Source organism: Micromonospora sp. NPDC051296, from assembly GCF_040682255.1.
Classification (GTDB): Bacteria; Actinomycetota; Actinomycetes; order Mycobacteriales; family Micromonosporaceae; genus Micromonospora; species Micromonospora craterilacus.
The window spans coordinates 20,266-32,105 of the sequence record NZ_JBFBAO010000027.1; the positions used below are offsets into that span (position 1 = coordinate 20,266).

12 protein-coding genes, 1 tRNA gene and 1 pseudogene are annotated in these 11,840 nt (G+C 71.6%); 7 read left to right on the forward strand and 7 right to left on the reverse strand.

The genetic code is table 11. The features are described 5' to 3' along the window. Positions 1 to 29 precede the first annotated feature (29 nt). Entirely contained in the window at positions 30 to 485 is a 456-nt protein-coding gene (locus AB0M52_RS05215) for a GatB/YqeY domain-containing protein (RefSeq protein ID WP_363949115.1), read from the reverse strand. Positions 486 to 510: 25 nt separating this feature from the next. Between AB0M52_RS05215 and AB0M52_RS05220 the strand changes: the two genes are divergently transcribed. The 3 genes from AB0M52_RS05220 to AB0M52_RS05230 all read left to right on the forward strand — a co-directional run bounded on the left by AB0M52_RS05220 (position 511) and on the right by AB0M52_RS05230 (position 1,948). Beyond that, positions 511 to 1,404, forward strand: coding sequence for a metallophosphoesterase (locus AB0M52_RS05220; RefSeq protein WP_363949118.1), 894 nt, complete (start codon positions 511 to 513; stop codon positions 1,402 to 1,404). A 64-nt stretch (positions 1,405 to 1,468) separates the two neighbouring features. Continuing rightward, positions 1,469 to 1,545, forward strand: a tRNA-Pro gene (locus AB0M52_RS05225). A gap of 1 nt (position 1,546) precedes the next feature. After that, complete coding sequence (locus AB0M52_RS05230) at positions 1,547 to 1,948, forward strand: hypothetical protein (protein WP_363949121.1); 402 nt, start codon at positions 1,547 to 1,549, stop codon at positions 1,946 to 1,948. On the opposite strand, the gene AB0M52_RS05235 is transcribed toward AB0M52_RS05230, so the two are convergent. The 3 genes from AB0M52_RS05235 to AB0M52_RS05245 form a co-directional block, all read right to left on the reverse strand. Then, positions 1,923 to 2,375: a hypothetical protein gene (locus tag AB0M52_RS05235; protein ID WP_363949123.1), complete on the reverse strand. Its 453-nt coding sequence runs from the start codon at positions 2,373 to 2,375 to the stop codon at positions 1,923 to 1,925. The genes AB0M52_RS05230 and AB0M52_RS05235 overlap by 26 nt on opposite strands. A gap of 151 nt (positions 2,376 to 2,526) precedes the next feature. After that, positions 2,527 to 2,985, reverse strand: a complete 459-nt coding sequence (locus AB0M52_RS05240; RefSeq protein WP_363949126.1) for a lamin tail domain-containing protein — start codon at positions 2,983 to 2,985, stop codon at positions 2,527 to 2,529. Between the two features lie 322 nt (positions 2,986 to 3,307). Next, positions 3,308 to 4,087 carry a phosphodiesterase gene (locus AB0M52_RS05245; RefSeq protein ID WP_363949128.1) on the reverse strand — a complete coding sequence of 260 codons (780 nt, stop codon included), beginning with the start codon at positions 4,085 to 4,087 and terminating at the stop codon, positions 3,308 to 3,310. 189 nt (positions 4,088 to 4,276) lie between these two features. Here AB0M52_RS05245 and AB0M52_RS05250 point away from each other — a divergent pair, with 189 nt between their 5' ends. Continuing rightward, complete coding sequence (locus AB0M52_RS05250; RefSeq protein ID WP_363949131.1) at positions 4,277 to 5,695, forward strand: sensor domain-containing diguanylate cyclase; 1,419 nt, start codon at positions 4,277 to 4,279, stop codon at positions 5,693 to 5,695. A 19-nt stretch (positions 5,696 to 5,714) separates the two neighbouring features. On the opposite strand, the gene AB0M52_RS05255 is transcribed toward AB0M52_RS05250, so the two are convergent. Continuing rightward, on the reverse strand, positions 5,715 to 6,776 hold the full coding sequence (locus tag AB0M52_RS05255; protein WP_363949134.1) for an aspartate-semialdehyde dehydrogenase: 1,062 nt from the start codon (positions 6,774 to 6,776) through the stop codon (positions 5,715 to 5,717). A gap of 6 nt (positions 6,777 to 6,782) precedes the next feature. Then, the gene (locus tag AB0M52_RS05260; RefSeq protein ID WP_111212727.1) at positions 6,783 to 8,048 is read right to left on the reverse strand and encodes an aspartate kinase; all 1,266 of its coding nucleotides are present in this window, start codon (positions 8,046 to 8,048) and stop codon (positions 6,783 to 6,785) included. 222 nt (positions 8,049 to 8,270) lie between these two features. Here AB0M52_RS05260 and AB0M52_RS05265 point away from each other — a divergent pair, with 222 nt between their 5' ends. The 3 genes from AB0M52_RS05265 to leuA all read left to right on the forward strand — a co-directional run bounded on the left by AB0M52_RS05265 (position 8,271) and on the right by leuA (position 11,720). Further along, on the forward strand, positions 8,271 to 9,089 hold the full coding sequence (locus tag AB0M52_RS05265; RefSeq protein WP_363949137.1) for a hypothetical protein: 819 nt from the start codon (positions 8,271 to 8,273) through the stop codon (positions 9,087 to 9,089). Between the two features lie 85 nt (positions 9,090 to 9,174). Beyond that, positions 9,175 to 9,723 carry a nitroreductase family protein gene (locus tag AB0M52_RS05270; protein ID WP_363949139.1) on the forward strand — a complete coding sequence of 183 codons (549 nt, stop codon included), beginning with the start codon at positions 9,175 to 9,177 and terminating at the stop codon, positions 9,721 to 9,723. Positions 9,724 to 9,962: 239 nt separating this feature from the next. Continuing rightward, positions 9,963 to 11,720 (forward strand): 2-isopropylmalate synthase, encoded by a 1,758-nt coding sequence (gene leuA / locus AB0M52_RS05275; protein ID WP_363949142.1) that lies wholly within the window; start codon positions 9,963 to 9,965, stop codon positions 11,718 to 11,720. A 22-nt stretch (positions 11,721 to 11,742) separates the two neighbouring features. Here the strand turns inward: leuA and AB0M52_RS05280 are convergent. After that, positions 11,743 to 11,840 (reverse strand): annotated as a pseudogene (locus tag AB0M52_RS05280) (thiamine pyrophosphate-dependent enzyme); the annotation flags it as partial.

Consider the following 11,840-nt stretch of genomic DNA (forward strand, 5'->3'; position numbering starts at 1 on the left):
ACGTACCAGCGATCACGCTCGGCGGCGACTCAGACGCCGAGCTGGCGGCGTACCTCGCCGGCCACCCGACCACCCTCGGCCCGACCGGCCACCGCGGCCTGGGCCGCCTTCATCGCCGGGCCCATCTGTGCCTTACCGGTAAACCCGCCCGCGGCGAGCGCCCCCGCGACCAGCTCGGTCAACTCGTCGTCGGAGAGCTGCTTCGGCAGGTAGCGATCCAGCACCTCGCCCTCGGCGGTCTCCTTGGCGGCCTGCTCGGCGCGGCCCGCGTCGGCGAAGGCGGTCGCGGCCTCCCGACGCTTCTTGGCCTCCTTGGTCAGCACGGCCAGCACCTCGTCGTCGCTGAGTTCGCGTTTGGCCTTGCCGGAGACCTCGGCGGTGCCGACGGCGGCCAGGGCCATCCGCAGGGTGGAGGTGGTCAGCTCGTCGCGGGCCTTCAGGGCGGCGCGCATGTCGGCGGTGAGGCGGTCCTTCAGCGTGCTCATGGACGGTCAAACTACCCTGATCGGCATGCGAAAGCGCACACTATTCCGGCTCGCGACCGCCACCGTCGCGACGGGCGCCGCCGCCCTGGCGTACGCGTCGCTCGTCGAGCGCAACATGTTCACCCTCCGGCGCTTCGACGTCCCGGTGCTGCCGACCGGCACCGAGCCGCTGCGCGTACTACACCTGTCGGACCTGCACATGACCCCCAACCAGCTACGCAAGCAGCAGTGGGTGGCGTCGTTGGCCGCCCTCGACCCCGACCTGGTGGTGGTCACCGGGGACAACATGGCCCACCCCGGGGCGGTGCCGGGTGTGCTGCGGGCGCTGCAACCGCTGCTCGACTACCCCGGCGCGTTCGTCTTCGGCTCCAATGACTACACCGGGCCGGTCTGGAAGAACCCGTTCAGCTACTTCCTGCCCGACCGGGAGTACACGGAGGGGATCGAGCTGCCCTACGAAGAGCTGCGCGACGTCTTCACCGGGGCCGGCTGGACGGACCTGAACAACGGGCGGGTCACGGTCAAGGCCGGTGGCCGGGCGATCGACATGGTGGGGGTCGACGACCCGCACGTCGAACGGGACGACTACGCCTCGGTGGCCGGCCCGGTGGCTTCCTCGGCCGATCTCTCCATCGCGCTGACCCACTCCCCTGAGCCGGCGCTGCTCGACGAGATGGCCGCCGACGGCTTCGGGCTGCTGCTCGCCGGGCACACCCACGGGGGCCAGGTGTGCGTGCCCGGTGTGGGGGCGCTGGTGACCAACTGCGGGCTGCCCCGGTCGATGGCGAAGGGCCTGCACCGGTGGCCCGGCTCGGACTCCTGGCTGCACGTCTCCGCCGGTCTCGGCACCCACCCGACCGCCCCGGTCCGCTTCGCCTGCCCGCCGGAGGCCAGTCTGCTCACGCTGATCCCGCGCTGATCGCCGCCCGGGGGTACCGAGTTTGAACCCCGGGGCGGGTGGGCTACTATTTGTCGGCACGCCTCGGGGTGTGGCGCAGCTTGGTAGCGCGCTTCGTTCGGGACGAAGAGGTCGTCGGTTCGAATCCGGCCACCCCGACCAGGTGAGAGGGCACATCCAGTCGCTGGATGTGCCCTCTGGCATTCTCGCCTTCCAAGCCGAGGCTAACCCCGGCATGCTGACGGGCATGGACCATCCGCCCCCTCCCGCACCGCTCACGCTGCATCTGTACTGCCGGGTCGACGTGGTTGTCACTGACCCTCAAGCTCTCGTTGATCGCGCTGTCGCCGAACTGCGAGACGCGGATCTCGACTGGTCGGAGGAAGACGACGATCTCGATTCGGCGACCGCCGAGCTGCGAGGCAGCATCGCGGCATCGCTCGGAGCCGTGGCGGACATCAGTCGCGTGGCCGAAGGCGTGCCCGGAGTCGAGTTTCGCGGCGGCCGGTCCTGGGTCGAGCCGGGCCCGCCCCGGGAGATCACGCCGCCCGTCGGCGCAGTCTGAACGCCTGCACGGCGGCGACGATGAGGAGGAGCAGCAACACCGGGCCGCCGGCCAGGACGACGAGGCCGGCACCGATGTTGGCGCCGATCCCGCCGGCCGTCATCACCCGCCAGGCGAAGCCGATCAGCACGCCGGCCAGCACCAACGCAAGGAGCACTGTCCACCAGCGGGAATCGAGCGTACGGGTGGCGGTGGCGCGGATCAGCAGCGCCAGCGAGAGGACTACCAACACACAGGCCAGTACGCCGACCACCCGGTCGCCCGTCGCGCCGAGGCTGATCGGCCGTAGGGCGTAGTCGAGCCGTACCCCCTCGGCGGCCAGCCGTCGGGCTTCCCGGTCGGTCAAGTCGCCGATGAGCCAGGCCGTCGCCACCGGCGTGGCCAGCAGCAACGCCACCACCAGCACGGGGACCGAGCGCCTCAGCACGACACCCACCACCCGAACCGAATCGGCCCGTGGAGCGGGCTCGGGGCGACCACCATCGCGCTCATCGCTCCACGATAGTGATCCGCATCGCTTTCCACGCCCCGTTGCTTGCTCCGGCCGAGCCCGAAGGGTCGGCCGGAGCACGGGCGGCTCAGCAGTTGGTGTAGCCGTTGCCCTTCTTCGTCCACTTGCAGGAGTCGATCAGCTTGCCGCTGGCGTTGCGCAGGTACGCGATGTCGCCGGTGTTGTTCCAGATGTAGTTGCCCGAGCCCCAGTAGCGGTGGCCGGCGGTGTTCGTGCCCTTACCGGTGTGGATGACCACACTCTTACCCTTGGCGAGCTTGAAGTCCCCGCTGAACTTGTAGACGTGGTTGGCCTTGTCGCGCAGCGTCCAGTTCTTCAGGTTGATGGTGCTGGAACGCCGGTTGGTCAGCCTCACCCACTCGGCGTTGAGGCTTTTGTTCGAGCGGTTGTCCACACCCGGCGAGTCGTAATAGACCTTCGTGATCTCGATGGCCGGGGTGGCGGCCTGCGCCGGGGTGGCGACGGCCAGCGAACCGCTTACCGCAACGGCGAGCGCGGCCACGAGCCCGAGGAGCCTTCTGGTCATGCGTGTTACCCCCACTTACGGCGCCGGGAAGCCGGCGCGGATCTGCCACGCCGACGCGTGACGGAGCGAGGCTAACGACGTGATGCGGCAACGTGAACACCCGCGCACACCGTGCCAACCGATTACGGCCGCGCGGCCGTCCATCGACACCCGGCCGGCTCGGATCCGGCGGCCGGTCCGGGCGGCGCGGCTCGGCGCGGGTCTGCGACCAGCCGGCCGAACGGTTGGTCACGGCCACGCATTCGACTACCACTGTGGACCGTCCGGCTCGGACCCCCGCTGGGGCGGCGGGCAGTTCAACTGCCACTGCGGACCGGTGCGATCAGAACCCGCAGGTCATGCCGGCGGTGTGACTGACCTGCACGGTGTGCGTGACACACCCGGCACCGGTCACCCGGTGCAGCAGCAGGGCGGTCGGCTCGGCGACCCAGCCGATCTGCTCGTCGCCGCTCATCGTCAGCGTGGCCTGCCGCCAGGTGCTCGGGGCGACGGTGAGCACCGTGCCGGCGAAGGTCGTGGTCACCGGCCGGTGCAGGTGCCCGGCGGCGACGCGTACCACGTTGGGGTGCCGGACGAGCACCTCGGCGAGGGCGTCACCGTCGGCGAGCCGGATCGCGTCGGCGACCGGGATGCCCACCTCGACCGGCGGATGGTGCAGGCAGACGACGGCCGGCACATCCGGTCGCGCCGCGAGCACCCCGTCGAGCCAGCCGAGCTGCTCGTCGCCGAGCCGCCCGCCGTCCGCGCTGGGGACGAGCGAGTCGAGCACCACCACCGTCGCCCCGGGATGGTCGACCTGGTAGTACGCCGAGAAGCCGCCGCCCAGCCAGGGGGTGCCGCCGAAGGCGTCGAGCAGCGACTCCCGGTCGTCGTGGTTGCCGGTGGTCAGGTGAACCGGCAGCGGGAACCGGCCGATCACCTCACGCAGCACGGCGTACTCGTCGGGGCGGCCGTGGTCGGCCAGGTCGCCGGTGATGACCACGCAGTCGGGCCGGGGAGTCAGCGCCAGCACCCGGCCGAGCGCGCGGTGCAGCCCGGCTGCCGGCTCGGCGCCGAGCGCACCGGTGGTCAAATGCGGATCGCTGAGGTGGGCAATGAGCATCGGGCCTCCACTGGACCGGGAACCCCCACGCTATCGTCGCGGCCGGCCACGCGTGGCCTCACAGGCCACGTCCACAGCCTGTGGATAGCACATGTGTACGAGGCCAGCCCGCACCCGGCCACCGTGAGTACGCTTGATCGGCGACCCGGCGCCGGCCGGGAAGGTACCCCGACCTGGAACGACGTGCGAGTGGATCACCAGCAAGTCATCCGTGACGTCACGGCCCGCCTGCCCATGGCGTCGACCGTCACCGAGGTGTGCCAGGCGACCGTCGCCGCGCTGGCCCGGTACACACCCGCCACCATCGCCGTCCTGTTACACGTCCGCGGCCGGCTGCGCTGCGTCGCCGCCACCGGATCCTGGCAGGTCTTCGCCACCGTCGCGCCGGACGCCGGGATCGTCGGCCGGGTCTACACCCGCGGCAAGCCGGCCGTCGTCCCGGACGTCGCGGCCGACCTCGACCACATCCCGGTACGCCCCGACGTCACCGCCGAGGTGTGCGTGCCGGTGCTGGATCCGGCGGGTCGAGCCGTCGGCGTACTCGATTTGCAGTGGACCGGCCCGGCCGACCTCGGGTCCTGGCAGGCGACGGCCGAACGGGTCGCCAGCCGCCTCGGCGCTCGGATCGTGGCGCTCGGCGGTCCGGCGGAGAGTCGCAGCGAGAAGCTGCTCCGGCACGCCGCCGCGATGACCGCCGCCAGCACCGAATGGGATTTGATGGCGGCCACCATCGGGGCCGCCCGGGACGTGTCGGCCCTCGCCGCGGCCATCCTGGTGCTCGCCGACCGCACCGGCCCGCAGCTCGGCGCGCCGACGGTGGCCCCCGGCGAACTGGAGACCCGGATGCGCGCCGAGTTGACGGAGGCGGGGCCGCAGGCGCTGCGGCGCATCGCCGACCGGGCCCACCGGTACGGCGCGGGCTACACCCTCGGCGAGGCCGGCCACCCGCCGACGGCCGGGCACGAGCCGCTGGTCCGGGCCGGGGTACGCACGCTGATGGCGGTGCCGGTCGGCCCGCCCGAGCGCGGTGCGGTGCTGCTGGTCGCCGACGAGCGGCTGCTCCGCCCGGATCCCACCACGGTCAACCTGATGGAGCTGCTGGCCGCCCAGGCATGGAGCTGCCTGGACCGGCTGCGCACCCTGGACCGGCTACGCGAGCAGGCCAGCTCCGACCCGCTCACCGGACTGCGGCACACCGGCCCGTTCGGGCAGCGGATCGCCACCGCGACCCCCGGCCGTACCGCCCTGCTGGCGATCGACGTGGACGGCTTCAAGAGCGTCAACGACACGTACGGCCACCAGGCGGGTGACCGCGTGCTGGTCGGCCTGGCCCGGGCGTTGGAGGGTGCGCTGCGCCAGGGGGACGAGCTGTACCGGATCGGCGGCGACGAGTTCGTGGCAGTGATCGAGGTGAGTCGCCCCGAGGAGGCGGTGCGGGTCGCCGAGCGGCTCACCGAGGCGGCCCGCCGCATCGGCCGTACGATCAGCGTCGGCGTCGCGCTTCCCCGGCCGGGCGAGTCTCCCGAGCTGACCCTGCGCCGCGCCGACCAGGCCCTCTACGCCGTCAAACGCCAAGGCCGCGACGGGGTCCAGTTGTCCGCCGCCTGACGGCCCCTCGGCAGGGTGATCAGGGTTGGGTCAGCTCCTGGGCCAGGAGTTCGGCGATCTGCGCGGTGTTGAGGGCGGCACCCTTGCGGAGGTTGTCGCCGGTGACGAAGAAATCCAACGCGCGAGGGTCGTCGAGGGCTCGGCGGATCCGGCCGACCCAGGACGGGTCGGTGCCGACCGCGTCGATCGGCATCGGGAACTCCCCGGCCGCCGGGTCGTCGACCACGATCACCCCGGGCGCGTTGCGCAGCACTCCACGGGCGCCGTCGGCGTCGATCTCGGTGGCGAAGACGGCGTGCACCGCGACCGAGTGGCCGGTCACCACCGGCACCCGTACGCAGGTGGCGGAGACCTTGAGGTCGGGCATCCCGAGGATCTTGCGCGACTCGTTGCGCATCTTCATCTCCTCGGACGACCAACCGCTGTCGGCCAGTGAGCCGGCCCACGGCACCACGTTGAGCGCCATCGGGGCGGGGAACGGGCCGAGGTCGTCACCGACCGCCTGCCGCACGTCGCCGGTACGCGAGCCGAGCAGCCGGTCGCCGGCCACCTTGGTCAACTGGTCGTGCAGCGTGTCCGCGCCGACCTGACCCGCTCCGGAAACCGCCTGGTACGAGGCGAGCACCAGCTCACGCAGGCCGTACTCGCGGTGCAGCGGGGCGACCGCGATGATCATCGCGAGGGTGGTGCAGTTCGCGTTGGCGACGATGCCCCGGGGCCGGTTGTGCAGCTGCTCGGGATTGATCTCCGGCACCACCAGCGGGACGTCCCGGTCCATCCGGAAGGCGCCGGAGTTGTCCACCACGACCGCGCCGCGGCGTACCGCAATCGGCGCCCAGTGCGCGGAGACCTCGTCCGGGACGTCGAACATCGCCACGTCCACGCCGTCGAGCGCCTCCTCGGTCAGCGCCTGGACGGTCAACTCCTCGCCCCGACACCGCACCTTCCGCCCGGCCGACCGTTCGGAGGCCAGCAGGCGGATCTCGCCCCAGACGTTGCGCCGCCCGGTGAGCAGCTCACACATCACCGTGCCGACGGCCCCCGTCGCCCCGACCACGGCCAGGGTGGGCAGCCCGGCCACCGCGGGCTACCGTCCCGTCCCCGCGTACACCACGGCTTCGGTGTCACCGCCGAGGTCGAACGCCTCGTGGATGGCGCGGACCGCGGCGTCCAGGTCGGTGTCCCGGCAGACCACGGAGACCCGGATCTCCGAGGTGGAGATCATCTCGATGTTCACGCCGGCCTGGCCCAGTGCGGCGAAGAAGCCCGCGGCCACACCGGGGTGCGACCGCATCCCCGCGCCGATCAGGGAGACCTTGCCGACGTGGTCGTCGTAGAGCAGGCCCTTGAAGTTGACCGTCTCCTGGATCTTGCTCAGCGCGGCCATCGCGGTGGGGCCGTCGGTCTTCGGCAGGGTGAAGGAGATGTCCGTGCGACCGGTGCCCTCGGTGGAGACGTTCTGCACGATCATGTCGATGTTGATCTCGGCGCCCGCGACGGTGTCGAAGATCCGCGCCGCGGCGCCCGGCTCGTCGGGCACCCCGACGATCGTGATCTTGGCCTCGCTGCGGTCGTGGGCCACTCCGGTGATCAGTGCCTGCTCCACAGGAAGCTCCTCCATCGATCCGGTGACCATGGTGCCGGTGTTGGTCGAGTATGACGAACGGACGTGGATCGGCAGCTCGGCCCGGCGGGCGTACTCCACGCTGCGCAGGTGCAGCACCTTCGCGCCGCAGGCGGCCAGCTCCAGCATCTCCTCGTAGGTGATCTGCTTGATGTGCCGGGCGTTCGGGACGATCCGCGGGTCGGCGGTGAAGACCCCGTCCACGTCGGTGTAGATCTCACACACGTCCGCCCGCAGCGCGGCGGCCAGCGCCACCGCGGTGGTGTCCGACCCACCACGGCCCAGGGTGGTGACGTCCTTGGTGTCCTGCGAGACGCCCTGGAAGCCGGCGACGATCACCACGGCCCCCTCGTCCAGCGCGCCCTTGAGCCGCCCCGGGGTTACGTCGATGATCCGTGCCCGGCCGTGCACCGAGGTGGTGATCACGCCCGCCTGCGAACCGGTGAACGAGCGGGCTTCGTACCCCAGGTTGTGGATCGCCATGGCGAGCAGCGCCATCGAGATCCGCTCTCCGGCTGTGAGCAGCATGTCCAGCTCCCGCCCGGGGGGCAGCGGGCTGACCTGGTTGGCCAGGTCGAGCAGCTCGTCGGTGGTGTCGCCCATCGCGGAGACCACGACGACCACGTCGTCGCCGGCCTTGCGGGCCGCGACGATCCGCTCGGCCACCCGCTTGATCCGCTCGGCGTTGGCGACGGAGGACCCGCCGTACTTCTGCACCACGAGTGCCACGACGGTGCACTCCCTCCCAGTTGCCCTGAGCGTGCCGACGCCGCCAGCTCCGGGGCCGGCGGCGCGGGTCGGACGATTTCAGGGTATCGGGCCGCTCTGACCGCCGGATCAGGTGATCCCACGATCCGGCCCGGCCCGGCCCAGGAGTGGCGCGCGACACGCCGCAAACCTCGACCTGCCCGGGGGTGTCCGGAAGCTGGCCGCAACGCCGAGAATGACCGGGTGCACGCCGCCCACCGCCCGGCCCGACGCCTGGCCGCCCCGCTCGCGCTGGCCCTGCCCGTCCTGCTCGCCGGCTGCTCCGCCGACCCGCCCGCAGATCCGCCGCCGCCCCCGAGCGCCGCGCCACGACCGGTGGGGATGGACGCGGCCCGCGACGAGTTGGCCGCGCTCGCCGCCGCCGCCCAGGATCGGCACCTGGTCGCCCGGTACAACCTGCTGGCGGACGGGGTCGCCGACCGCTCGATCCTGGTGACCAGCGCGAACGACGGCAGTTGGCGGGTGGACGTGCCGGGTGGCGCGCACGGTGGCGCGGCAGACATCTCACTCGCGGCGACGGCCGACGGGCTGTTCCAGTGCGCGCTGCCCTCGGCGGCCCGGCCGGAGCCGCCGAGCTGCGTACGCCTCGGCGAACGGGACGACACGCTGCCACGGCGGCTCGACCCCCGGGTGCAGCACCCGTTCACCGACTGGCTGGACGTGCTGACCGACCGGCGCGCCCCACTGTCGGTCTCGCCGGCCATGGCGCCGCCCGGGGCCACCGGCTCCTGCTACTCGGTGGAGACCACCGCGGCCTCGATCAACCCCCCGCTGGACGTGGGGATCTACTGCTTCGACGCCGACGGCACCCCGACCGCGGTCCGCGCCGCGTTCGGCACCCTGACGCTGGCCGCACCCCCCGAGCCGGCACCGGCCACAGTCCAGTTGGCCGGGCCGGTGGTCGAGGGCGAGCCGCTGGGCATGGAGGCGTTACCCACGGACCCGGCCAGCACCGACCCGGGCGGCGTCGACCCGGTCGCCACGGACGCGGGAACGCGCTGACCACCTGTCCCGTTACGGGTGGTGTTGCCCACATTCGCCCACCCCCGACATCGCGGGAAAAACGCCCATACGGAATTCTTTACGCATGGCTGACCTCACCTCGCTGCTCGCGTTCCGGTGGAGCCCCCGTTCCTTCGACCCGCGCGCCGAGCTGACCCGGGCCGAGGCGGCGACCCTGCTGGAGGCGGCGCGCTGGGCGCCATCGGTCGGCAACCGGCAACCCTGGCGGTTCGCGCTCGGGCACCGCGACGACGAGACGTTCAAGCGAATCGCGGTCAACCTGCCGCCGGCGGAGCAGCGCTGGGCCGGGCGGGCCAGCGCCCTGCTGCTGGCCGCGCACCCCCGCACCGGCCACCCGTTCGCGGCGTACGACCTCGGCCAGGCGGTGGCCCACCTCACCGTGCAGGCCACCGCCCTGGGACTGCACGTACGACAACTGACGGACTTCGATCGCCCCGGCCTGGTCGCCGACCTCGACGTGCCCGACGACGTGCGACCGTACGTGGTGGTGGCGGTCGGACAACTGGGCGATCCACTGAGCCTCCCGGCCGACTTGGTGGCCGAGGAGACCGCCTTGCGTCACCGACGCCCCCTTACCGAACTCGTCCTGAGCTGCGGAAACGCAATCCAGTAACCGCCGCCTGCGAATTCCGTCTCAAAGTCCGGACGCACCTTCCCAGACCCCGCCTCATCACGTAGGGTCACCCTGTCATGTGGCAGGCGCACCTTCTCCTTGGTCGCCGCGACGAGGCCTGACGGCCGGCACCTCGTCGCGGAGTCGAACCGCGCCGCCAGCACTGTCCCGGATCTTTCCGCTCGGCACCGTTGCCGACCTCCGTTGCTGACGTCACATGACCCCAGGAGAACTCCGCCATGGCTCACCCAGCCGGCACCACCGACGTTGAGTCCGATCCCATCGCCCGGCAGCGCCCCAGCCGGATGCCGTACCGCCGGTACCAGCCGTACCGGGAGCAGTTCCGGATCGACCTGCCGGACCGCAGCTGGCCGACCCGGCATGTCGAGGCCGCGCCGCGCTGGTGCGCGGTCGACCTGCGGGACGGCAACCAGGCCCTGATCGACCCGATGTCGCCGGAGCGCAAGCGCCGGATGTTCCAGCTCCTGGTGCAGCTGGGCTACAAGGAGATCGAGGTCGGCTTCCCGTCGGCCAGCCAGGCCGACTACGACTTCGTCCGGCAGCTGATCGAGCAGGACCTGATTCCCGAGGACGTCACCATCCAGGTGCTGACGCAGTGCCGGGAGCACCTGATCGAGCGCACGTTCGAGTCGCTGCGCGGTGCCCGCCGGGCGATCGTGCACTTCTACAACTCCACCTCCACGCTCCAGCGCCGGGTGGTGTTCGGGCTGGACCGCGACGGCATCACCGACATCGCCACCACCGGGGCCCGGCTGTGCCAGAAGTACGCCGAGATCCACACCCCGGACACCGACATCCACTACGAGTACTCCCCGGAGTCGTACACCGGCACCGAGCTGGAGTACGCGCTGGAGGTCTGCGCGAAGGTCATCGAGGTGGTCGACCCGACCCCGGACCGCAAGCTGATCGTCAACCTGCCGGCCACCGTCGAGATGGCCATGCCGAACGTGTACGCCGACTCGATCGAGTGGATGCACCGGCACCTGCCCCGCCGCGACAGCCTGGTGCTCAGCCTGCACCCGCACAACGACCGGGGCACCGGGGTCGCCGCCGCCGAGCTGGGCCTGCTGGCCGGCGCGGACCGGATCGAGGGCTGCCTGTTCGGCAACGGCGAGCGCACCGGCAACGTCGACCTGGTGACGCTCGGGCTGAACCTGTTCTCCCAGGGCATCGACCCGATGATCGACTTCTCCGACATCGACGAGGTCAAGCGGGCCGTCGAGTACTGCAACCAACTGCCCGTGCACGAGCGCCACCCGTACGCCGGCGACCTGGTCTACACCGCCTTCTCCGGCTCCCACCAGGACGCCATCAACAAGGGCTTCACCGCCCTCGCCGCCGACGCGGCGGCAGCCGGCGTACCGGTCGACGAGTTCACCTGGGCGGTGCCCTACCTGCCGATCGACCCGAAGGACCTGGGCCGCAGCTACGAGGCGGTGATCCGGGTCAACTCGCAGTCCGGCAAGGGCGGCGTCGCGTACATCATGAAGACCGAGCACCAGCTCGACCTGCCCCGCCGGCTCCAGATCGAGTTCTCGGGCGTGGTGCAGCAGGTCACCGACCACGACGGCGGCGAGGTCGCCCCGGCCACCATGTGGCAGATCTTCGCCGGGCAGTACCTGCTCGACCACCAGGCCGACCCGGCGGTGACGCTGGCCGAGTACGCCCTCGGCACCGCCGACGGCAAGGTCGAGATCACCGCGCAGGTCGGCGTCGCCGGCGAGCCCCGATCGCTCACCGCGATCGGCAACGGCCCGATCGACGCGTACGTCAACGCGCTCGGCTCGGCCGGCGTGGCGGTACGCGTGCTCGACTACCACGAGCACGCACTCTCCTCCGGCGGCGACGCGCAGGCCGCCGCGTACGTCGAGTGCGAGGTCGACGGCCGGACGGTCTGGGGCGTGGGCATGGACGCCAACATCGTCACCGCCTCCATCAAGGCCGTGACCAGCGCCATCAACCGCACCCGCCGCTGAGGTGCAAGGAAGGGCCCCCTGTTAACAGGGGGGAGTTGAACACGCCAGCCCAGACGAACGCCTCGTTGACGTCGCCCTGGCTGGTGGCGCCGTCGCCGAAGTAGGCGATCACCGCCTCGC

What these genes read in the sequence shown, in the direction of transcription:
- leuA (WP_363949142.1), top strand. Translation starts at nt 9,963, where the DNA reads ATGGCTCACCCAGCCGGCACCACCGACGTTGAGTCCGATCCCATCGCC.
- AB0M52_RS05245 (WP_363949128.1), bottom strand. Translation starts at nt 4,087, where the DNA reads ATGCTCATTGCCCACCTCAGCGATCCGCATTTGACCACCGGTGCGCTC.
- AB0M52_RS05240 (WP_363949126.1), bottom strand. Translation starts at nt 2,985, where the DNA reads ATGACCAGAAGGCTCCTCGGGCTCGTGGCCGCGCTCGCCGTTGCGGTA.
- AB0M52_RS05270 (WP_363949139.1), top strand. Translation starts at nt 9,175, where the DNA reads ATGGCTGACCTCACCTCGCTGCTCGCGTTCCGGTGGAGCCCCCGTTCC.
- AB0M52_RS05215 (WP_363949115.1), bottom strand. Translation starts at nt 485, where the DNA reads ATGAGCACGCTGAAGGACCGCCTCACCGCCGACATGCGCGCCGCCCTG.
- AB0M52_RS05220 (WP_363949118.1), top strand. Translation starts at nt 511, where the DNA reads ATGCGAAAGCGCACACTATTCCGGCTCGCGACCGCCACCGTCGCGACG.